The sequence below is a fragment of the Spirochaetota bacterium genome, from assembly GCA_034190085.1.
Classification (GTDB): Bacteria; Spirochaetota; UBA4802; order UBA4802; family JAFGDQ01; genus JAXHTS01.
Window position 1 is genome coordinate 56,903 of sequence record JAXHTS010000023.1, and the last position, 23,536, is coordinate 80,438.

The window sequence follows — 23,536 nt, forward strand, 5'->3', positions numbered from 1 at the left end:
AAAAAGTCAAACATTAATTACATAGTATTTTTATATTGTGTAATTATAATTATAAGGATATAATCAGAGTTTGTCAACATAATATCATAAATGTATATACAAAAATCACGCCTCAATCCTCCTTCATTGAGGGAGGTGCTGTATATTTAATGTTTTAAGAATAATGTTAAACACAAAGATGGACATGCAATCACATATACATAAATTTATATATACAATTTTGTTTTAGATTGATATCTTATTAGTGGAACACTAATCAAAGGAATCTGTATATTGATTATGATCCATATCTACAATAATCATCCTAGGTGAAATTAGATTGTTATACTCGTTGTTCTCCAATCTATAGATAATATCAATATCCTCTCTCTCTGAATACTTCTCCATCCTATCTGCCATATTCCATCCTATTGCCTCAACTAGATGGTTATCATGAAATAAAAATTTACCATGATTCTTATTTTTTCCAAACCTATGAAAATTTTTCAATACAAGCCCCTTTGTCAAAAAGATCGGCTTCTCATTTTTATAGCCATAAGGCTCGAACATCGATAGGTTTCTAATAAAATCAATATCTATTCTACTTATTGGGATCTCTAGATCAATAGCATATTCATTCTCTCCTATAAAGCTATTTCCAATTATAATTTCAATCTTTTCAATGATATCTTTTACAGTATCTTCCCTTGCTAAAAAACCAAAGGCCTGCGCATGTCCACCAATCTTTTCAAACATATGTGAATAGGGTTCAACATAAGAGAAGAAATCAAAATTACCCACAGTCCTCCCAGAACCCTTTACAAATCTCTTGTTGCCAGCAGTGGAAACAACAATCACAGGCATATTTACTGCTTCTGACAATTGACCTGCCAATAAACCTGATAATCCCTCGGGTATTTTTTCAGATTGTATAAACAAAAGGCCCTTATCAACCGCTATTTTCCCAACCTCAATATCACTAAGTATAGAATTATAAATGTCTGATACAATCCTCTTCCTCTCATCATTCAGGATACTAATCTCATCCAAAATTGATTCAAGTTTGTTTACATCCCTCTCAAGAAAGAATTCGGCCGTTAGACCACCCTTGCCAAATCTTCCGGGAGCATTCAATAAAGGAGCTATCTCCCATGCTATACTGTTTGAGTTTACATCCTTATTTATCCTTTTTAGTAATAGGGATAGTCCGGGATGCTGGGTAGAACTTATGGATTTAATCCCATGAAAGACGATGGTCCTGTTTTCATACACTATCGGCACAATATCAGCTATTGTTCCAATTGATACAAGACCAATAGATTCATCAATAAATTCCAGTATCTTTGATGAATGATTATGCTCGACCTCTGCAAATAGATTATTTAGAATATCCCTGTTATTATTGAATACTTCAAAATATAAACAATCGCAATCGGATTTATAGGGAGAGTTGTCATTCTTTAATACATCTTCCATCAAACGATGGATATCATAGATATTTCTATTTACACATAAGTTCCTGAAAAACTCCTTATTATCGTTATCATATAGAATAATATTTTCATCTTTCCTGAGTACTTCGTTTATGTCATTTAGAAAATCATCATACTCAAGGGTATTGTTCTTTTCAATAATACCATTTCTAATATAAGTAAAATTTATTGCATTATCATCCTCAGTAATAAGCACAAAGAGCTTGTTGTAACTACGCAGGTAACTCATCAGTATCCCATGACATAGCTTAAAGGCTACTCCTACTCCTGCCAGTTCCTTAAAGGGATAGTTACATCCATCCTGCTTTGGGTTTACAATGATCGCATCGGGCGTCACATTACCTGGTTCATGATGATCACAGATAATGACATCTATATTCAGTTGTTTTGCGTATTCTATTTCTTTTACATCTCGAATGCCAGAATCGAGAGTAATAATTAATTCCACGCCCTTCTCATAAAACTCATCGATCGCTTCAATGCTTAGTCCATAATCCTCATCCTCAATTGGATAACGGTAACAAGATTGAATTCCAATCCTCTGGAGGAGGTTTAACATAATAGTCAATGATGTAAGCCCATCTAAATCGGAATCGGAGAATATGCCAATACGCTCATTGTTTATGATAGCACCTCTAATCCTATTAACTGCATCAATCATCCCCTTCATGAGGAATGGACTAAAAAGGTTGGAGAGGCTGGGATATATGAAGTGATATGCATCAACGAGGTTATTGATACCCTTCACGTAGAGAAGGGAGGCAAGATTATAATCAATAAGAAAGACCTTGGATAGTCCACTAACAGTCTGATCATCAATACTCTTAACTTTCCATTGGGATTTCATTATTATTTGGGGTAAATCAAGACAAAGTTCATATGAATTTGGGATATATTATTTCTATTACTATTTATTAGATATTGACAAAGCTTTATTTGCTAAATAATCAGCCCTATCATTAAGGGAGCGTGTAACATGCTCAATCTGGACGCTATTTATCCTTTTTTTCAGTCGAAGGGCTTCATTATACAATGGTAATATATTTTTGCTAAGAACCCTGTATTCACCCTTAATCTGTTTAACTACAAGTTCAGAATCTGTCCTGATCTTCAAAATCTTTGTTTTAAAGTAATGTGCAATCTTCAAAGCCCTTATTAGAGCCATATATTCCGCATAATTGTTAGTCCCTATCCCTAAATAGGATGAGACCGTCCCGATCTGTCTATCATTATCATCGTTTATTACAATACCCAATCCAGCTGGGCCGGGATTACCCTTTGAGGCGCCATCTATATACATTATTAAAGAGGACTCAAGGGGAATCATTGACAACTCTGCTCCATCAAATATCTCACTAACCTTATTATCTTCGCTATTTTCTGAAATGTTCACAGGAAGAGTATCATTTTGAATAGCTTCCCTTTTTTTAATAATTATTTTTCTCTTTACCTTATCCCTATTGCTAGCAGCTAATAATTTTCTCGCTTCATCAATTAAACCATAGACATCTTTTACTTCAACTTCAGCCATCTCTGATATCTTTTGGACACTCTTGCCCTCTGTTAATAACTGCAATACCCTATCAATACTCAAAAGCATATTTCATACAATCCTTAACAGAGATAATAGGCTATGCGATACAAAAGGAACAGGACGCATAATACCCTATGAAGACTTTCTATATATAAATTTACCACAATTTGTACATGTAATGACTTGGTCTCCCTTTAAGACCTCCATCACTATATGAAAAGGAATCTTAAAATTACATCCTTCACATGTTTCCTCTTCAAGAGATACAATAGCTTTGTTATTTGAGGACTTAATCAGCTTTATAAACCTGGATTTAACATCCACAGATAATTGTGTTACTAATTCTTCAAATTTTTTTTTATTCTCTTCTATTGATTCACTATATCTATCAATTCCATTTTTTAGATTTTCAATATCCTTATCTGCTCTGCTTATCGATTCTTCTAACTCAGAATTCATTACACTTAACTCGGATTCCATATCATCATTTTTATCGAATAATTCAATTAATTCCTCTTCCAGCGAGTTTTTTTGTGTAAGTATCTTTTTAAGTTCACTTTCAAGCGCTTGTAGCTCTTTTTCGGTTTTTAGAATATTTCTTCTATCTTCTAATTTTAAAGACTTCTCTTCCTTTTCAGTTAACTCGATCTCCTTTTGATTAATGGTCATTTTAATATTTTTGATTTCACTTGAAAGATCTACCCTTCCCTTCTTCTTCTCCTCAACCTTTTGATTCCAAATCGATATAGATTTGTTGCTTCTCTCAATTTCCTCCTCACTCACAATAATATTATCCCAGAATTTTTGTAACTCAATCATTATATTTATATCTTTATTCATTAGAATTTAGGTTAGAATCTTGAATGGACTCTCTTCCTTCTCTGAAATATATATTCTTATGTCACTACCTGCACCGATTTTTGTCAAGCAGTCTTGGATTTCCAACTTTAAAAAATCTAATAATATTCGCTCTGTGCCATAATGCCCTGCATCTATTATTGATACATCATAATCTTGAGCGATCTTCCCAGGATGATATCCTACATCGCCAGTGATTATGCAGTCTAGATTATATTCTGCCAATATCTTCTCAATCATCCCACCACCAGCCCCATTGATTAAGGCTAGCCTGCTTATGCTCTTATGCTTGTCACCAGAATAGATCAGATATTTCAGTTTCAACCTATCCTTTACAATATTCAAAAGATGCTCCATGGTTATAACCCTATTCAATTCTCCATATATGCCAAATCCATAATCCATTGAATCATTAGAAATATCTGTTTTAATCAATAATCTCCTATTGTATACGCCAAGAACATCTGCTAATTTATCATAATAAATTTTATCAAGATTTGTATGAGCTGAATAAAGACTTATCCCCCTTACAATTAATTTTATCAACATCTCTGACTTTGGTTCTCCGCTTGTAATCCTTCTGAGGGGTTTAAAGAAAAAGGGATGGTGAGTAACAATTATACAACATCCCATTTCTATTGCTTCTTTGATCACTTCCTCATTCAGATCCAAAGATATCAAGATACCATCTACAATGTTATTCCTAAATGATATCTGTTCTCCAGCATTGTCATAGGCCTCCTGTAGATGCAATGGAAATCTCTCATTCAATGCTTTAATCAAATCTTTTACTCTCATACTACTATCACAATATTATGTGTTTATAAACATCCCTATAGCTTGTTGAAACTCGATGCAGTCTATAATCGATAAATGATAATAGGTGAGATAGATCATAGAATCAACATAGCATCACCATATGAAAAGAACCTGTATCTTATATCAATCGCCTCTTTATAAGCATCCATAATTCTTTCATAGCCAGCAAATGCAGACACTAGCATTAGAAGTGTTGAATTTGGGGTGTGAAAATTAGTTATCAAGGCATCGATAGATCTGATTTTATAGGGAGGATAGATAAAAATATCTGTTTCACCAGAAACTGATGAATTGAGACTATTATCAAATGTGCTTTCAAGGGTTCTAAGGGAGGTGGTCCCCACTGCAACAATCCTCCTTCCTTCGCTTCTAGCCCTATTGATCTCCTTAATCGATTCCTCAGGTATATAAAACCTCTCGCTATACATCTTATGCCTTGTTAAATCATTCTCTCGCACAGGTTGGAAAGTACCCCACGAAACATATAGTGTTATATAGATAATGATAACTCCCATGGCAATTAGTCTCTTCATCAACTCTTTAGTAAAATGCAAACCTGCGGTTGGAGATGCCACGGCCCCTACCCTATTAGAGTAAACTGTCTGATACCGCTCTTTATCATACTCATTAACATCTCTCCTGATATAGGGTGGCAAGGGGATTTCTCCAATTCTATTCAATACAACCTCATTCAGTTCAACATTAGTTTCTACTTCAATATAATCCTCAACCCTTCTTAGAACCTTGAATTTTACTGAAGGATCAGCAACTGAAGTTAAAAATTTATTGATCTTGAGTCTCTTCGTTCTATTGCACAACACAAGCCATCTGTTATTGAATAGATGATTCACTAAAATAGTTTCAACTACCCCCCCGCTTTCCTTGGTAACCAGAATGCGAGCAGGGATAACCCTTGCATCATTCAAAACAAGCACGTCACCCTTCACTAAAAAGTCCTCTATTTCATGAAAGACCCTATGATGATATCTGCCAGAATCTCTATCCAAGACAAAGAGTCTGCATTCCTCCCTCTTATCAGATGGATATTGTGCTATTAGCTCCGATGGAAGTTGAAAATTGAAATCATTTAAAGTATAGGTTTTATCGCCTAGCATATCTTGTTCTTAGGGTATCGATTATTCTTGTCCCCCTATAATAGTGCTTAAGTATTACTTTATAACCCGCTCCTTTCTCAGCCATACCCTTTGCACCCCACTGGCACATCCCCACTCCATGACCCCAGCCATGACCATGAAGGATGAGTCCATCCCTTACCTTTGTTGCTGAAAAAAAGAGGCTCTTTACTCTTTGCTGTGAAAAGAGCAATCGAAAATCATTTCCAGTCATCCTCACATTCCCATTTTTATGTCTTATTATTACTGAACAGATCCTACCACTCTTCTTTCTAAAAACTATATCCGATATTATTCCAACCGCCCCATATCTCTTTTTTAATAATTGTCTTATCTCATAAAGCGTTATCTTATCCTTCCATTGATAATGCGGGGAGTCCTTACAATAATCACAACCCACTTCACATAAATAAATCTTATCATCGCCATTCCATACATATTTATCATCGCTGGTCTTACCGCCGCAGGTTGAATGGAAAAAAGCAAGTATAGGTTTATTATTAAAAATAACTATCTTTCCACAGGTTTCATCAACTGCCCTTTTTGTTATTCCTGATTCAACTGAAATGCCTTTATAAGCCTGAAAATTGATGGTAGCGTCTAAATCATACATAGATCTTCTCTTCATAAAATGATAAAAGGCATATGTCCTTGCAGCAACAGCCTGAGCTTTAATTGCTTCAATATCCCATGAACTCGATATCTCACTGGGAACTACACTATATAGGTATTCTGACATGCTTACAACATTAATTACATATATTTTTCCAAGAACATTATATAGTTTTATTGCCCCCCTATAATACTTTCCATCCACGCATATTGGCGACCCCCATGATTCAATCAATATCGATTTTTTAAGTTTTTCAGGATAAAAATATATCTTCCTACCCTTGCAATTATATTTTATTTCTCTATTATCAATTTCTGTAATCTTCATCCTTGATTTAGAAAACAACATGACTCTTGAATCCATCTTCTTAATCAATACCCTTATATATCCATTTTCAATACCAATGCTGCTGCTTCTTTTTAATAAGAATTCTTTTGACGGGGCACAAGAGGTTATCATTATAGTGATAATGAATAATATTGCTAAATATCTATTATTGTAATGTAGTATTAATTGATATTTCAATGTAATAAAATCTCAGTTTTTATTATATAAGTAGGATTCAATAGGGATTTCCCTAGGGATTCTTATACCAATTAGCATGCAATTGAGGATGGAGGTAAAATGATTTTATGTTATATTTTAAATTAATTTATTAACCTCAAATTAAAACTCCTTTAGTACCAAAATCACTTCATTTATATAATAATATTGTTCGATACACTGATTCACCCTTTAGGATGATATTTTTTATGTATTTCCTTCAGCTTCTTCCTCGCAAGATGAGTATATATCTGTGTTGTTGATATATCCATATGACCAAGTAATTCCTGCACAGATCGGAGATCAGCTCCATTCTCAATTAGATGTGTTGCAAAGGAATGTCTAAGGGTATGAGGTGTTATATTTTTTTTAATATTAGCCTTAGTAACATAACCTTTAAGCAATCTCCAAACAGACTTTCTATTTAGCATGGATCCCTTTTTACTAACAAAGAGATACTCACTGGTTCGATCCCCCAATATTATTGGTCTTGATTTTTCAATGTATTTTTTCAATATGTTTACTGCCCTATCGCCCATGGGTACTAATCTCTCCTTATTCCCTTTCCCCTTAGCCCTAATAAATTTATGCTCAAAATCAATATTAGCAAAGAGCAATTCAACTGCTTCCGATATCCTTAATCCACAGGAATAAAGGAGTTCAAATAATGCTTTATCCCTTAGTTCATAATAATTATCAGTTGAGATAGAGTTGAAGAGCTTTTCAATCTCCTTTACAGTCAGGAAATCTGGTAGCTTTTTTTCTACCTGAGGATTTTCAATTTTATTGGTAGGGTTTTCAATATCTCCAGTGGTTGCTGAAATAAAATCATAGAACTGTCTTATAGCTACAAGAGATCGGGCAAGGGTTCTTGAGGAATTATTTTTTTTATTTTTTTCAAAAATTAAAAACTGTTTAACATCTTCGCGAGTGGCTGATAAAATATCCTTGTTTTTTTTAGATAGAAAATCATCAAATTTTTTAATATCATAGGTATATGAATATATGGAATTTTGTGATAATCCCTTTTCTATCTGTAAAAATCTTTTAAACCTGGTTATTTCTTTGATATCCTTCAATTGAGTTCTCCTATAACATATTTTTCTATCCTCTTCTAATTAATTACACTCTTTAATGTTATAATCAGCACTCAAATAAGTATATAATTGGATTACCAGGTTACTATTTAATTACAATATTTTGCTACGATAGGAATATTATTAACCATTGCAGTTAAGTAAACCATCTTAAGTTGTTTAATTTATCGGAAATAAATGGATTATGTCTTAATAGTAGTAAGAAATTTTTTCCATTTACGTATTGATTAAAATAAAAAAATTAGTAAAGATATCGAAATGATTATTCTCAATTATACATAGGTAGGTAAATGATTGTAAATTCATATGAGGATTTGCACTAGTTCATCTATATATTATTACTAGAGCGGATTAAAAACTGAAACAATGACATTCTGCAATACTATTCATACCTGAGTGCCTCAATAGGACTTAAATTTGCTGCTTTATAAGCTGGATAATAACCAAAGAAAATACCCACAGCACAAGCGAAAAAGAAGGAAATAAAAACGGAAGTAAAGGAAAATAGAAATGGCCAATCAACAAAATATACAATGAGGTAATATACAAATAATCCTAATATAATTCCACTAACCCCACCAGCAGAGCTAAGGGTAATTGACTCTATTAAGAATTGTGTTAATATATCCCTCTTTTTAGCACCTATTGCCATTCGTATGCCGATCTCCCTTGTTCGCTCACTGACAGATACCAACATAATATTCATAATTCCGACACCACCCACGAATAGAGAGATAGAGGCGATAAAAGCCAATAATATTGAAAGCGAGCCAGATATGTACTCTGCTATTTTCAATTTTTCCTTACTGGTTTCTATTCTAAAATCATCAGGCTGACCTGGAGGAATGGAATGCCTCCTCCTGAAATAATCTCTTAAGGAATCAGCTATTTCCTCAACCATCTCTGATGAATAGGTTGCTACATTTATCTGATCATACTTTTTAGCACCTGTTATCTTTATTTCAGCAGTAGTATATGGCATTACCAGCAGATTATCAAAGTCTCTACCGGAAAAGGATTGCCCAGTCTCAATCAGTGATCCAATTACCTTAAATGGAACATTTTGGATTATTATTACCTTCCCAACTGGATTTGTATAACCGAAAAACTCTATTCTAACAGTATTCCCTATTACAACCACCTTATCTGTAGATGAGATATCAAGATCAGAAAAATACCTGCCATATTGCAGTTGCCAATCCTTAATCTTAAAAAAATCATTATTAACTCCATGTACCCTGCTCAACATAAATTTATTTCTAAACTTAACTGGAGTGTATGATTTATATATCAATGGAGTAATATACTTCACTTGAGGGAACATCCTTCTAATATTCTCAACATCCCTCTTAGTAAGGGGTTTAAAGGATTTATAGACTGATAAAGCATTGGCGCCATAGGTATAGATTTTTTGTCGAACTGCAATTCTAGCGCTGTTGCCAACACCTATCATTATTATTACAGATGATACGCCAATTATTATACCTATACTGGTGAGGGATGATCTCATCTTATTTCTGCTAAGAGACCTAATGGCTGTAATAAAAACATTCCTGACATTCATAGTATTTTCTATTACATTACCCTGCTTTTCTTCTGATCTGTCTATTCTGTACTATTTTGCCATCCTTGAAGACTAACTTCCTATTTGCATATCTTGCTACATCTGTTTCATGAGTAACCAATATTATTGTTATCTGCATCTCCTTGTTTAACATCGTAAAGAGATTCATTATCTCTTCAGTATTTTTTGTATCAAGATTTCCGGTTGGTTCATCTGCAAGGATTATTGTTGGGTTATTGATCAAAGCCCTAGCAATAGCAACCCTCTGTTGCTCACCCCCTGATAGCTTATTGGGATGATGATGTTCTCTTTCTGCAAGGCCTACAAGCGCCAATAATTCTTTTGCTTTATTTTTCATCTCCCTAGAAATGGCAACCCCTCTATATAATAATGGCATCTCCACATTCTCTAACGCAGAAGCTCTGGATAATAGATTGAATCCCTGAAATACGAATCCAATCTTTCTATTTCTAATATTAGCCATTTCATCATCACTCAATGTCATGACATCTATTCCATCAAGCATATACTTACCAGATGAAGGGGTATCTAATAGCCCCAAGATATTCATAAATGTAGATTTTCCAGATCCCGATGCGCCCATAACCGCAATAAAATCACTCCTTTCCATTTGAAGGGATATCCCGTTTAATGCCTTTACACTAACCTCATCGCTGATTCTGTATATCTTAATCAATTTATCTATTTCAATAATTCTTTTTTCCATGGAACAAATCCATATCTTCTGAAGTATCTAATTTTTTGTGTATTCCAACAAGAATTTCATCCCCCACACTTATATCATCAGCTAGAACCTCAGTGAAATAATCACCAAATAATCCTATTTTAACCTCTATCCTTACAACAGGTAATTCTCCGATAGAAAAATTTTGCTTCCTCCAAACATACCTTTTACCAGTTTCGCTCTGTATTTCGATGGGCGAAACAATAAAGGCCTCATTGGGTAATCTTAAAACATCCTTTTTGGTTGAGACTACCACTGTCGCAGTAGCGGTCATACCAGGTTTTAACAAAAGCTCATTGTTATCACAAGTAACCAGTGACTGATAGGATACGATCTGTCCAGTAATTATAGGATTCAATCTCACCTGACTTATCTTACCCTGAAAAACCTTCTCAGGAAAGGCACTAACTGAAAAAATAACACTCTGCCCTTTTTTAATATAACCAATATCTGACTCATCTACTTGTATGATCAACCGCATCCTTTTCAAGTCTTCTGCAATAACAAAGAGTACCTTGTTTAGGCTCACAGGATTATTTGAATTGATCTCCCTTGATATTACTATCCCATTACATGGAGATGTAATCCTTGTATAGCTCTTCTTTTTTAATATAATTTCATAATCAATTCTCGTCTGTTTTAACTGAGAAGTAATCTTCTTATACTTCAACTCTGCCATCTCCATCTCCCTTTTAGAGATAAGGTTATCCTTAAATAGATCCCTTTTCCCCTCAAGATCCCTCTTTGCTGCTAGAAGATCTAAAGCGTCTCTATCCAACAACGATTCTACCTTTGTGATCTTCTGATCAATTTCTGTTGAGTCTAATGTCGCTAGTAACTGATTCTTTTTGACCTTTTGATTGAAATCCAGATACACCTTTTTTACAATTCCGCTGATCTTACTCAAAACAATATGAGAATCCAAGACCTCAAGTCTACCTGTTACTGATATTGTCTTTTTCACCTCCCCACGAGCCGCCTTCTCATATATATATTCATAATTTACACCCCTGCTGCACCCCCTGATAAGAAAAAATATTAATCCTATTGAACATAGAATAATAGCTATTACTATTATATTCTTCGATTTTATTTTATACATAAATATTCTTCACCTAAACCAACAACATTTGAAAGATTTGCAAGCATGATGAGGTAATCATATCTTGCCTTTATAAAGCTCAACTCAGCCTTCAAAACTGCCATCTCAGCATCCTGAATATCAAGTTGAAAACCTATACCATTTTTGTAACTCTTCTGGGCTAACATCAAGTGTTTTCTTGCGTTATCCTCAATTAGCTTAGAAATCTCCATCTGCTTGACCAACTCATTCATGGAATGAAAATAATTTCTGATCATTGCTCGCATTTTTATTAATATATTTCGTTCAATGTATATTGATTTATTATATTCTGCTATAGAGGAGTCAACATTCGCCTGTATGGCTCCACCTGAATATAGAGGTACTGAAGCGGTTATCCCAATCTGTAGTCTGCCTTCCCAATTATCGCTCTTCAAATTTTCTTCTATTTCTTTCCAATCATCTACAGTGTCATTGTTAACTATATTTCTATTAAAAAAACCAATGGATGAAATCAGATTGACTATTGGGTAGCGGGCAGATTTTGCGGCTGATATATTTAACTTATTGATCTCCTTTATATATCTAGCAATCTGAATTTCAGGATAATAATCCACAGCTAATTTGTTTAATTCCTGAAGAGAGAATCTTAATTGGGGCAATTCATCTACACTACTAGGGGAGAATTCAATATTATCATTTATAATTCCCATAGAGACTAAAAGATCTATTTTCATCATATTCTCGCTGTTTTTAGCCTTCTCATATTCAAGCTTCGCATCAGCGAGGTCTACCTCTGACTTGCTTACATCAAGAATCGGCCTTTGGCCTCTCTTAAAAAGGGCTTTTGCCATCTGAAGCTTTTTCTTGAATTTATCTACCAATTTCCCCATCAATTCACTATTCTCTTTAGCAAAAAGATACCCGTAGTAACTCCTTTTAACATTACATATTATGGTCTTCTTTACTTTGACACTATTCATCTTTAACAGATCTATCGATAACCTCGTTGAATTCTCTATTCCAACTCTTTGTGGGTCTATAAGATTATATGTTAAAGTGGGTCCGGCAAAGAGGCCGATATCTGAATCTATACCAGTAATATCTAGAACTGTATCGCTTCCAGAAGCATCCTCCTCTTTCTCAAAAAATTCAATCGTTTTAATCTCTCCGTTAACCAACAATTTATTCTTAGATTGAGCTATTTTATAATTAGCTTTTGCCTTTCTCTCATCCTCCTCAGCCGCCTTTAGTTCCGGATGGTTCTGTAATGCAATTTCAATACACTCGTTCAGTGTGACCTCTTTAATATATGGATAGAGGGATAGAGTAAAAATTATATATACACTTAGTCCAAATAAAAAAATTTTCATAAACATACGATTTTCCTAATATCAACTTCATTAACAATAATATGGTTGAAAAAGTATTATTAGATTATAAATTACTTACTCCTTATTGATTCATGAAATTGAATTAAGAGCATAGATATTCATCATTTATAATAATAGAATATCATATAGCATAAAGAAGTAATCAATTATATAATAAAGGATTTGAATATCACTATAAACTGAAATTCTGAATTAATGTTCAAATCCTCATTACGATGAGAAGAACATCATTCTTATATTCGCGTTGATTCTTAAAATAAAAGTGATTAATTATTTCTATATGTTTATCCTTAATTGACCTCATTTAGTCATTTTTTACATAATGGTGTCAATCATATATTGATATAAGTCTTCAATTTGTATTGAATAACATCCCTTACTTGATATCTGTTTAGTTCAAAAGGAGAAAAATTTATGACATTAATGATAGCAACACTCAACACAAGATATATAGTTATATGAATATTATACAAGGCGGTTATAAACAAATACTGTGATTCCAAATATAATGTCGAGAGGAAGAAAATTTTGGATGGTGGGATCGAAAAGGATGTTGACATTAGCTGAGAACTCGTCATCCTCAGCCCAAAGGATATAGGTAATCGGAATTTTTGGGGCAATCCTTAATCCTATTGATGCATCTCCTAAATCAAGGCGCTCTCCCCCAAGATTCTCACCTGCCTGAATCAAACCAGCCGGATCTTTCCCATACTTTTCTATTATCTTTCTCACCGGAAGGGTATGAGGTCCGCGGAAAAACATCTCCCCGCCTTTCAGGTCTTTTCCGGAAACCATCTCACCCGTAAGCTGAATATCCGTTGTTCCAAGCAGGTAGTGGAGCAAAAAAAGGGAAAGCTCTATCTCCTGGCGAGTTACTTCTATCATCTTATCTGATAATCTATAAACCTTCTCTTCCCAGGGATATACTCCGTAATTCTCATTCAGCACAGGGATTGTGTAAAACCGCCCCTTTAAGCAATAAGATATTTCACAATTATGACAAATAATTTGGTGCTGTGAATTCTTCAGCTCATTCCATAGATTATCATCTATAATAAAGTGATCAGGCAAATGTTCATGTCCCATACTAGTATGTCCTTCAAGTATATTAAAACCCATATCCTATTATCAATTCTGGTCAAAGCCAATGAGTATATCTCAATAGACTCCCTTGACGAAAAGCTTGAATTCTCATGTGATCTTCTTTATCCCCCTTCCCTAAGGGAATTAGGTTTAAATCAATTCACCTGCCATGCGATTGTAAACCCCTAATGTCTTTTCTATTGTATTATTTATTGAAAAATCCAATGCCCTTATATAGGCGTTCTCAGCCATTTTTTTTTGTATGTCTCTATTACCTGCCAAATGAATGATAACATGTGCAAGTTCTTCAGGATCTTCTTTGCCAACCAGCATTCCACTCGAACCACTCTCAATTAACTCAGGTATACCACCAGTCGAAGTGGCTATTACAGGCTTTTGCAACGCCATGGCGTCAATTATTGAGGTACCGAGACCCTCCCACTTAGAAGATAAAACAAATATATCAGAAAACTTAATAAAATTGATCACATCATCTCTATATCCAGTAAAGATTATATAATCTCGAAGTCCCAACTTATCTCTTAACCCTGATAGTCTATATTTTAACTTGCCCTCCCCGAGGATGAATAACAAAAAATTATTATTATATTTCACCACAGTACTCATTGCCCTTATTAGAGTCTCGTGATCCTTCTGAGGTGTAAGGGCTGCGACATTAATAATACGAATTCTATCACTTAGATTACAAATTTCATTATACTCATCAAACAGATAATCAGTCTCAATGTTTTTATAGGTATTAAAATCGACACCCGAATGAACGGCAATCACCTTCTCACTAGGTATTCCATCTTCAATTAAAATATCTCTTACTGCATTGGAGACAGCAATATAGGTTTCAGGATAGTTATACTTATATCTGCTTAAAAAGTTACTCCCTACTCTATAGTCCACCCTTCGTGAGACAATGTTTACAGGAATTCTATAGAATAGATTGCTAATGAGACCAAGGGAATGTGCATGAGCTGTATGCATATGGAGAATCTTAACATTAAGTTCCCTTGCTATTTTCGCGATCTGTAAAGCTGCATAGACATCAAATTCTGACCTCATTCGTACAGAAAAAGACGGAATACTATCGCTAACAAGCTTCTGATATAAAATAGAATCCCTTTGACATATGCAATGACTTCTGTATCCTCTTTTGTGTAGGTGCGATGCAAGATAATATGTCTGTTTCTCTCCACCCCTCCAATCCTTTGCAGTGTTGATGTGTAGAATAGAAATCTCCTTCAATTTACCCATTCGCTTTTCTTTTCTCACAAATCACTCGCTCATGTTCAAGCAAAAATAGCTTAACCCATCTTCCTGAAGAATAATTGCCTATAGTTCCATCTGCCTTTATAACCCTGTGACATGGGATAAATATTGGGAAATGATTCTTTGCCATTGTGTTCCCGACAAACCTTGCGGCATTCCTACCCCCCGCCATCATGGATAGCCTTCCATAACTTATTGTTTCACCAAAAGATACTTTCATAAGTTCCTGGTAAATAAATTTTTCCCTGTCAGTAAAAGAATTCAAATCAAGATTAGGTAGAGAGCCATTCTCCCCAAGGAGAAACCTATCTATAAATTCGATTGCGATCCCTATCTCTCTCGTAATATGATTATTAAATATCTCATCTGTATGATCTCCCTTCAGAATTTCATTTCCCCAAAGCACAAGCCTTAGATAGTCATTATCACCAAAAAGATAAAGTCTGCCAGTTGGAAATGGATATATATAACAAGAAATATCTTTAAGGGATTTTGTACTTTCTATTAAATATCTCTTATTCATTACATAACATCATTAAGCGTTAATTTGGGGGAGAGTTGACTTGACTACTGTCATTTAGGAGTGATAATAATATATCGCCTATAGAAGAATGATTCAAATAATCAATTCAATAACTTGGTTGCCGTAATCTTATCCTTCTTTAATTGTTCAACCAACTCATTGATTGAATCGAATCTCATTTCGTCTCGAATTCTCTCATGAAATCTCAACTCAATATCTAGCCCATAGAGATCTTCGTTAAATTCAAAAATATTTACCTCAATCGTCCTTTCAATATTGGCAAAGGTCGGATTTGTGCCTATATTAAGCATCCCCTGCATCTCCAATCTTCCATCAACTACAACAGTGACAGCATAAACTCCATCTTTGGGGATAACCTTATCAGGATCTTCAGGTAATATATTTGCAGTAGGGAATCCGAGTTGCCTTCCCCTTTCCTTTCCTCTCACAACATTTCCCAATAGGGTGTATTGTCTTCCAAGGAGAAGGTTTGATAGCGAGATATTGCCGGCCTCAATCTCACTCCTTATCCATGTTGATGAAATAGGTTTATGACAGTATTTTTCCGGCTCCACTCGTGAAATTTTAATTCCCCTTGAAATGCAGAATCCTTTTAAAAAATCTATATCCCCTTCACGGTTTTTTCCAAAGGCATGATCATAACCAGCAACGATTTCAATTATGTTAATTTTCTTTATTATCTCTGTGATAAAATCCTCAGCACTCATATTACCCAATTTTGAGGTAAAAGAGAGGAGGATAATATTCTCAATCCCTGTATCAGCAATGGCGTTCACCTTTTCAGCCTCACTAGTGAGTATCCTTGGTGGAGTATGTGGAGTTAATACCTTCCTAGGATGAACATCAAAGGTAATTACAATTGCTTCCCCGGCCTCCCTTTTAGCAATATCTGACAACACTGAAAATATTTTTCTATGTCCAGTGTGAACACCGTCAAAGCTTCCAATTGTAATAACGGAGCTTTTAAAAATGTCATCTGCTTCTGGGATTTTTCTGAAAATTCTCATTTGACGTAATCTAATTACAACTGATAATCCGTCAATAATAATATTTCATCATTTTTATATCAGATTGATTATCCTGATAATGAATATTATTTAGCATTCTCCCGGTTACATTTTACCGGAGTCAAATAAAATTTTTAGGGGTGTATACCTCAATTCGTTGAGTTCAAATACATTAGAACTCCTTTTAGCATTTTCATTTATATAGGATAATTCAAAAATATTCCCGATTTTTGCACCATCCTTTAGTCCAATGATATCATGTTTTAAGAGTTGCATCAGGAAGGTTCTCATTATTCCAAAGGACATCTTTTGAATATCTATTTCTGACTGATGCTCATGATCATATAATCCGAGATTAACATCCGCTACTCTATAGTCCTTAAAGCAAGCATCTATAATCATTCCAGTCTCAATACCATACATCTGCCAGAAGTCTACAGAATTAAAAAAATCAAGCGTTCCAGCAACCTCTCCAGATAGAGGATATGCAAATTTAGTAAGCATTTTCAACTTCGGATGTTCTATAAGGGAAAATAGTGGTTGAGCCACATACTTTTTCACTCTACCCATGGCTCTCCAGAAACTTGCTTTGGCAAAATCAAATCCTTCGATTATTGCACCGGCAAGTCCTAAAACAAAATGAGTCCCAAAATATCTGGATTCAACATCAGCGTCAAGAAATACAATAATTATTTCATTTTCAGCAGTAGAACCCCTATAGATTCTGTTTACATAATATAATAACCTCCTCATGTCTGCACCCTTGCCTCTCTCATCGCCCATATCTGGCACTGACATTGAATTACAGATCAATACCTCCACATCTGGATGCGCTCTTTTGGCATTTATCTCTGTTTGTTCAATTTTATCACTTGTCACTCTTCGATGGGAAAGAAAGATCTTATCTATAAAATTATTAGCCTCAGAATATAATAGACTAATCTTATCGTATACTAATTGTGCCTCCCTCTCACCAAAGGTGGAGAATACAGCAAAAATCCTTCTATTGCCCTTAAGATTTAATAGCCTATCAATATTAAATTCAGATGAATTTAAAAAAGAAATATCTTTCATAATTCTCCCCCAAATTTTAATAAACTAATTCTGTTATTCACATAATAACAATATTTAATTAAACATTTCAAGTAATTTAGTATAATGAATGACAGAGTTTCTTCCATATCTATTCTCTAAAAAATGATATGGAGATGCAAATATTCGGTTTTATCTCTTTTGATGGATATCCCTATTATTTTTAATAATATATAAAAGGTTACAATTTTTCTAAACCAAAAAAATTATTCTTTACACCAGAGATGCTCTAAATAAACTTATATTCATAAAATATCTAGAATAGATGGCAAGCTTCGGGGCGTGGCGCAGTCCGGTTAGCGCACATGACTGGGGGTCATGGGGTCGGAGGTTCAAATCCTCTCGCCCCGACATACTAATTATGGAATTACACAACTTCATCAATAAAAATCAAATAGTACTAGTAGAGAACAAAGAGAAGCAACCTGTAATAAGAGAGTTACTCATCTATCTCGAAACCCTTGGAATGATTGATAACAGCAACAGATTTTACACTCAGGTTATTCACCGTGAATCATTAGAAAATACCGGTATAGGAATGGGATTAGCAATTCCCCATGCAAGAACAGATTCTCTATCAAATCTTGTTTCCATCTTTGGATTTTCTAAAGATGGAATAGATTACCAATCCTATGACAATATTCCCGTAAAATACCTATTATTGAGTATCTTCCCAACTGAGATGAGCACAAAATACCTCTATTTGGTGGGGATGATGGCTAGAATTTTCTCAAACGAGGATAAGAGATTGGCAATGAATAAGGCGGAAACTCCAGAAGAGTTTTATTCAATCCTGTCCAGGGAATTTACCCTTTACTTTGAGGGAGTTATCAACAAAGATGTTAGCTCAAATAACATAAGCGAAGAATATATTGGCATCCCCTCTTCAGATTTGGATCTTTTAATACGACTTGATAGACTCAATATTATCTATGATGAGGGAAATACTTCGGAATCAATAGTTACAAAGATTGAACAAATCAGGAAATTGATTGATAATAGATCATTAACCTATTATGAAAAGATGAGAAAGAAATGCCAGAATCCCTTTGCCATAGTTGAGAAAAATAGCTGTACAGGATGTCATCTCGAAATACCCTCGATCTATATTAATCAGATTAAGGATCAAAAGGGGATATCAGTCTGTACCCATTGCGGGAGATTTCTTATAATTTTGTAAATCCTTCTATGTTGTAACTCTTACATTTGAAATACGGCGTTATCTATTTATCATGTATCTGATGCAGGTGGATCAATCCTCTTTAGGATGGAGATTATGATACCTCAGCCTTTACTTTTGCATAATTTTCGCTTAGATGTGGATCATCATTATCCTTCTCAATAGCCTTAAAATAAACGGATTTTCCTCTAAGTCCAACACATATTTTTGAACAATTTGTATATCTCCCCTCAATTAATTCATAAGCCAAAGGATCTTCAATTTCACTCTGTATTGTCCTTTTTAAATATCTAGCGCCATACTTCTCATCAAATCCCTTATTAGCGATATAGGATTTAAGGCTTCTTGAAAATTGCAATTCAATCCCTCTTTCTTCCAATCTTTCATTTAACTCATCAAGCATAATATCTAAAATCTCTCTTACCTGCTTCTTCTCTAGCCTATGAAAGTATACTATATCTCCAATTCTATTAATGAATTCAGGGCTAAAGACCCTCTTCAACTCATCATATACACGATCCCTTTCATCATTGCTGAGGTTGGCAGTTGATTCAAATCCCATCCTAGCAGTAGTCTGATTTTCCCTACTCCCAATGTTTGAGGTCATAATTATAATAGTATCTCTAAAACTGATAGTATTGCCGAAACTGTCCGTAAGTTCTCCCTCTTCCAGTATCTGTAAAAATATATTAAATATATCCGCATGAGCCTTCTCAATTTCATCAAAGAGTATAACTGAATAAGGTTTTCTCTTGATTTTTTCTGTTAAGGAACCACCCTCTTCATATCCGACATAACCAGGCGGAGCGCCAATTAATCTTGAAACTGAGTGCTTTTCCATGTATTCCGACATGTCAAGTCTGATTAGAGATTCCTCATCCTCAAAGAGGAATTCAGATAAAACCTTTGCCAGTTCACTTTTACCAACACCAGTGGGGCCTAAAAATATAAATGAACCGATTGGCCCATTTGCGTTTCTCAAGCCTATTCTCGATCTCCTAATAGCCTTACTAATAACGCTTATTGCGGCATCTTGACCAATAATTCTCTTATGCAACTCATCTTCCATTCTTAATAGCCTCTGCTTTTCTGATTCCTTGAGCCTTTCTATTGGGATACCCTTCTTCTGTGCCACAATAATGGCTATTTCCTCAGCATCGACTATGATTTCATAATCATTTATCTTTTGTTGCCAATCCTGAATCTTGTTCGATAATATTATCTTCTTATCTTTGATGATATCTCTAATAGCAGCAGCCTGTTCATACTCTTGACTTCTTACCAAATCATTTTTTTGAGAATCTAACTCAATAATTTCCTCTTCTAAATTAACTATATCAGAAGGTTTGCTGCAATTCTCCAACCTTGCTTTTGATCCAGCCTCATCAATAATATCGATTGCCTTATCAGGAAGAAATCTATCATGGATATAACGATATGAATATGCAACCGCCTTGGTTAAAGAATCCTCAGTATATTTCACCTTATGGTGAGCTTCGTATCGCTCTTTCAAACCCTGAAGTATCACAATGGTCTCCTCAACATTTGGTTCTTCAACCAGAACAGATTGAAATCTTCTCTCCAAAGCAGCGTCCTTCTCAACATACATTTTATACTCGCTTAATGTTGTTGCTCCAATACATTGAAGTTCGCCTCTTGATAAAGGGGGTTTTAATATATTAGCTGCATCAATCGCTCCCTCAGCCGCACCAGCTCCTATAAGAGTATGCAACTCATCAATAAAGATAATCACATTCCCAGATTCCTTTATCTCCTTCATCACCTTTTTCAGACGCTCTTCAAACTCTCCCCTAAATTTTGTTCCAGCAACTATAGCTGGCATATCAAGTGTTAGCACCTTCATCTCCTGAAGTAATTCAGGAACCTGTTTGTTTACTATCCTCTGAGCTAATCCTTCGACAATCGCAGTCTTGCCAACACCAGCCTCTCCAATAAGAATAGGATTATTCTTTGTTTTCCTTGTGAGTATTCGAATTACCCTATCTATCTCCATGTCTCTCCCAATAATGGGATCCAGTTCATCATTAATAGCCATACGCGTTAAGTCTTGAGCAAACTCATCAAGTATTGGGGTTTTACTCTTCTCTGTAACCTTAATATTTGGAATTCCAGTCTGTATCCCCAATATCTTTTGTATCTCTCCCCTGATAATATTGTAATCCACTCCTACACGTAATAGGCTATCAATCCCAATACATGTGCCCTCCTTAAAGATTGCGAGCAGAAGATGCTCCGTGCCTAAATAGTTGCTCTTGAGTTTTTTTGCCTCTTCCTTGGCAATATCAATTATTTTATTATATCTCATATTTTTAGGAATATTACCCAACACTAGAGTTGTCCCTGATCCCCTAACAACCTGTTCAATATTCTTATTCAACAATTCGAAATTCACTCCCAGGTTCTTTAACACTCTTGCTGCAATAGAATCTTCATCTTTTAAAAGAGCCAATACTATATGTTCAGGTCCAATAGAGTCAGAATTTAATCTTCTCCCCTCAGCTTGAGCAAACACCTCTAATACTTTCCTCGACCTTTTTGTAAAATTATACATGAATACCACCTCAACCTAATCTAACTGCATTCTTAAATAGTTTGCCCTAAAGTTATCACATTCGTATGAATCATTAAATACCATATTTGCTATTTTTTGAAGATGAGACCATTGAATATTAACCATCAAATCATTTATCTCCTGTAGCTCAATATTCTTCAATATGGACAATATTATTCCCAATCGGATGTTTGATAGATGGTCCATTGCTTCAGTATAACCAATATGCCTGCTATATCTCAATATTCCCATAGATCTCCATACAGTATCCTCTAGTTGTACAGCCTCCTCAGAAAAATAATTATCCCTTGCAACACTTTCCATATCAACCACTCTGCTAGTTACTTCATCGATCTCTTCAAGTATATCTACTTCAGACAAACCCAAGGAAACACGATTAAATAGCTGATACATGCTTCCAAAGGTTTTACTCCCCTCCCCTAGCGTCCCTTTTATTTTGGCTCCAGCATCTCGAACATTTTTAACGACTTCTGGTATAGCCCCTGTTAAGGACAGTGCTGGCAAATGCAGCATAGTTGATATTCTAAGGCCAGTGCCCAAGTTTGATGGGCAGACGGTTAGATATCCGAATTCGTCTGAATAGGCATAGGTTACAAATTTATTCAATTCATCATCAACCCTATCCGCCAATCGATAAGTTTCCATTATCTGAAATCCTGGCTTAATAACCTGGATTCTAAAGTGGTCTTCTTCATTAACCATTATATAAAAATTCTCATCGTTCTCAATTATTACATAACTGTTTTCCGAGGTTTCCATCTCATGTGTTATGATATTGCGTTCTCTCAAAAATCTTCTATCATTGAGTGATATATCCTTCAAATCACATAATGTAACACAATTATTAAAATCAGATTTGTATACAAACTCTTCTGTAAGAAATCTAATATAATTTAAATCATCTTCATCTTGCCTGTGTGGGAAACGAACATCAGACAAATTTCTTCCAAGTCTTACCCTGGTTGATAAAACAACATCTGAGCAAGGGCCAACCTTAGACCAAAATCCTCTCTTTTCCAACAGCTTCTCAAACATTTAATTACTTAACGCTCTCAATCTCTTTTATTTTATCTCGATACTGTGCTGCATCCTCATATCTCTCTTCTAGAACAGCTATCTCAAGCTTTCTCGCTAACTCTGAAATCCCAGTATCTTCTAATAACTTCTTTGATGTTATATCATCTAAAACCTCATCACTATTGCCATTATCAATACAATATAGAGGGAACTTTCCAATATGCTTCTTATCACAATGATAACTAGAGATCACAGGTTCTAAAGCTGACCACAGATATTTATAACAATCTGGGCACCCGAGCTTTCCTTTTTTCTTGTACTCGAGATATGATAAATTGCATTTAACACATTTGTAAGTCTCTAATGCATCATCACAATCCCCAACTTCAAGAAAGGAGAGCATCTCAGGTAGAGAAATAGAAAAATTTGATAATTCAGTATTTAATCCATTCATTCTAGCACATTCTTCACATAAATGAACTTCCGATTTGATATCCTTCACTATTTCAGTGAGATGAATCGTAGCCTCACTCTGTCCGCATCTCTCACAAATCATAAAATCCTCAAAAATTAGCTTATCTATCTTCTAAAAGCAATGAATAAAAAAATGTACAATAAAAAATTTAAAAAAACGGTTATATTAATATTAACAACTAATATTACCACTGATTTCAGTATAAAAAAAAAAACAATATTGTAAACAATATTTTTCAAAAAAATATTTTACAGTACTAACATCTTTGTCTATACTAATTAAACATCAATCGTATTTACTCAACAGTACACGTTATTATGGGACACTATTATTAAGAAATAGTACCACAGCCTGTCCTAAAATATATATACACAAAGCAGTGGGCTAATAGTTCCTTGCCCCTTCATACTA

General features: G+C 34.6%; 20 protein-coding genes and 1 tRNA gene. 2 read left to right on the forward strand and 19 right to left on the reverse strand.

All coding sequences use genetic code 11. The features are described from left to right. Window positions 1-252 precede the first annotated feature (252 nt). From recJ to SVZ03_04790, 16 genes are all read right to left on the reverse strand, one after another. Window positions 253-2,319 (reverse strand): single-stranded-DNA-specific exonuclease RecJ, encoded by a 2,067-nt coding sequence (gene recJ / locus SVZ03_04715; protein ID MDY6933511.1) that lies wholly within the window; start codon window positions 2,317-2,319, stop codon window positions 253-255. 60 nt (window positions 2,320-2,379) lie between these two features. Continuing rightward, complete coding sequence (locus SVZ03_04720) at window positions 2,380-3,072, reverse strand: ribonuclease HI family protein (GenBank protein ID MDY6933512.1); 693 nt, start codon at window positions 3,070-3,072, stop codon at window positions 2,380-2,382. Between the two features lie 66 nt (window positions 3,073-3,138). Beyond that, complete coding sequence (locus SVZ03_04725) at window positions 3,139-3,825, reverse strand: C4-type zinc ribbon domain-containing protein (GenBank protein MDY6933513.1); 687 nt, start codon at window positions 3,823-3,825, stop codon at window positions 3,139-3,141. A gap of 27 nt (window positions 3,826-3,852) precedes the next feature. Further along, window positions 3,853-4,662: a Nif3-like dinuclear metal center hexameric protein gene (locus tag SVZ03_04730; protein MDY6933514.1), complete on the reverse strand. Its 810-nt coding sequence runs from the start codon at window positions 4,660-4,662 to the stop codon at window positions 3,853-3,855. Window positions 4,663-4,757: 95 nt separating this feature from the next. Next, window positions 4,758-5,798 (reverse strand): tRNA preQ1(34) S-adenosylmethionine ribosyltransferase-isomerase QueA, encoded by a 1,041-nt coding sequence (gene queA, locus SVZ03_04735; protein ID MDY6933515.1) that lies wholly within the window; start codon window positions 5,796-5,798, stop codon window positions 4,758-4,760. Continuing rightward, complete coding sequence (locus SVZ03_04740; GenBank protein ID MDY6933516.1) at window positions 5,785-6,888, reverse strand: SpoIID/LytB domain-containing protein; 1,104 nt, start codon at window positions 6,886-6,888, stop codon at window positions 5,785-5,787. The genes queA and SVZ03_04740 overlap by 14 nt, the downstream gene beginning before the upstream one ends. A gap of 269 nt (window positions 6,889-7,157) precedes the next feature. Next, the gene (gene xerD / locus SVZ03_04745) at window positions 7,158-8,051 is read right to left on the reverse strand and encodes a site-specific tyrosine recombinase XerD (GenBank protein MDY6933517.1); all 894 of its coding nucleotides are present in this window, start codon (window positions 8,049-8,051) and stop codon (window positions 7,158-7,160) included. Between the two features lie 400 nt (window positions 8,052-8,451). Beyond that, on the reverse strand, window positions 8,452-9,579 hold the full coding sequence (locus tag SVZ03_04750; GenBank protein MDY6933518.1) for an ABC transporter permease: 1,128 nt from the start codon (window positions 9,577-9,579) through the stop codon (window positions 8,452-8,454). Window positions 9,580-9,649: 70 nt separating this feature from the next. Beyond that, window positions 9,650-10,360 carry an ABC transporter ATP-binding protein gene (locus SVZ03_04755; GenBank protein ID MDY6933519.1) on the reverse strand — a complete coding sequence of 237 codons (711 nt, stop codon included), beginning with the start codon at window positions 10,358-10,360 and terminating at the stop codon, window positions 9,650-9,652. Then, the gene (locus SVZ03_04760) at window positions 10,341-11,480 is read right to left on the reverse strand and encodes an efflux RND transporter periplasmic adaptor subunit (protein ID MDY6933520.1); all 1,140 of its coding nucleotides are present in this window, start codon (window positions 11,478-11,480) and stop codon (window positions 10,341-10,343) included. Before SVZ03_04760 ends, SVZ03_04755 begins: the two co-directional genes overlap by 20 nt. Next, window positions 11,468-12,832 (reverse strand): TolC family protein, encoded by a 1,365-nt coding sequence (locus tag SVZ03_04765; GenBank protein ID MDY6933521.1) that lies wholly within the window; start codon window positions 12,830-12,832, stop codon window positions 11,468-11,470. The genes SVZ03_04760 and SVZ03_04765 overlap by 13 nt, the downstream gene beginning before the upstream one ends. Before the next feature lie 486 nt (window positions 12,833-13,318). Next, window positions 13,319-13,939: a DUF3786 domain-containing protein gene (locus SVZ03_04770; protein MDY6933522.1), complete on the reverse strand. Its 621-nt coding sequence runs from the start codon at window positions 13,937-13,939 to the stop codon at window positions 13,319-13,321. A gap of 147 nt (window positions 13,940-14,086) precedes the next feature. Next, window positions 14,087-15,220, reverse strand: coding sequence for a glycosyltransferase (locus SVZ03_04775; protein MDY6933523.1), 1,134 nt, complete (start codon window positions 15,218-15,220; stop codon window positions 14,087-14,089). Further along, complete coding sequence (locus tag SVZ03_04780; GenBank protein MDY6933524.1) at window positions 15,195-15,740, reverse strand: methylated-DNA--[protein]-cysteine S-methyltransferase; 546 nt, start codon at window positions 15,738-15,740, stop codon at window positions 15,195-15,197. The genes SVZ03_04775 and SVZ03_04780 overlap by 26 nt, the downstream gene beginning before the upstream one ends. 101 nt (window positions 15,741-15,841) lie before the next feature. Further along, the gene (locus SVZ03_04785) at window positions 15,842-16,768 is read right to left on the reverse strand and encodes a bifunctional riboflavin kinase/FAD synthetase (GenBank protein MDY6933525.1); all 927 of its coding nucleotides are present in this window, start codon (window positions 16,766-16,768) and stop codon (window positions 15,842-15,844) included. 105 nt (window positions 16,769-16,873) lie between these two features. Continuing rightward, window positions 16,874-17,842, reverse strand: a complete 969-nt coding sequence (locus SVZ03_04790) for a hypothetical protein (protein ID MDY6933526.1) — start codon at window positions 17,840-17,842, stop codon at window positions 16,874-16,876. Window positions 17,843-18,136: 294 nt separating this feature from the next. Between SVZ03_04790 and SVZ03_04795 the strand changes: the two genes are divergently transcribed. Further along, window positions 18,137-18,211: transfer RNA gene (locus SVZ03_04795), tRNA-Pro, on the forward strand. Between the two features lie 10 nt (window positions 18,212-18,221). Beyond that, entirely contained in the window at window positions 18,222-19,040 is an 819-nt protein-coding gene (locus tag SVZ03_04800; protein MDY6933527.1) for a PTS sugar transporter subunit IIA, read from the forward strand. Between the two features lie 94 nt (window positions 19,041-19,134). On the opposite strand, the gene SVZ03_04805 is transcribed toward SVZ03_04800, so the two are convergent. Genes SVZ03_04805 through SVZ03_04815 form a run of 3 tightly spaced genes read right to left on the reverse strand, consistent with a single transcriptional unit; the run spans window position 19,135 to window position 23,206 of the window. After that, the gene (locus SVZ03_04805) at window positions 19,135-21,612 is read right to left on the reverse strand and encodes an ATP-dependent Clp protease ATP-binding subunit (GenBank protein MDY6933528.1); all 2,478 of its coding nucleotides are present in this window, start codon (window positions 21,610-21,612) and stop codon (window positions 19,135-19,137) included. A gap of 15 nt (window positions 21,613-21,627) precedes the next feature. Next, complete coding sequence (locus SVZ03_04810; protein MDY6933529.1) at window positions 21,628-22,668, reverse strand: ATP--guanido phosphotransferase; 1,041 nt, start codon at window positions 22,666-22,668, stop codon at window positions 21,628-21,630. 4 nt (window positions 22,669-22,672) lie between these two features. Continuing rightward, a complete protein-coding gene (locus SVZ03_04815; protein ID MDY6933530.1) occupies window positions 22,673-23,206 on the reverse strand; it encodes a UvrB/UvrC motif-containing protein in 534 nt (177 codons plus the stop codon). Window positions 23,207-23,536: the final 330 nt, after the last annotated feature.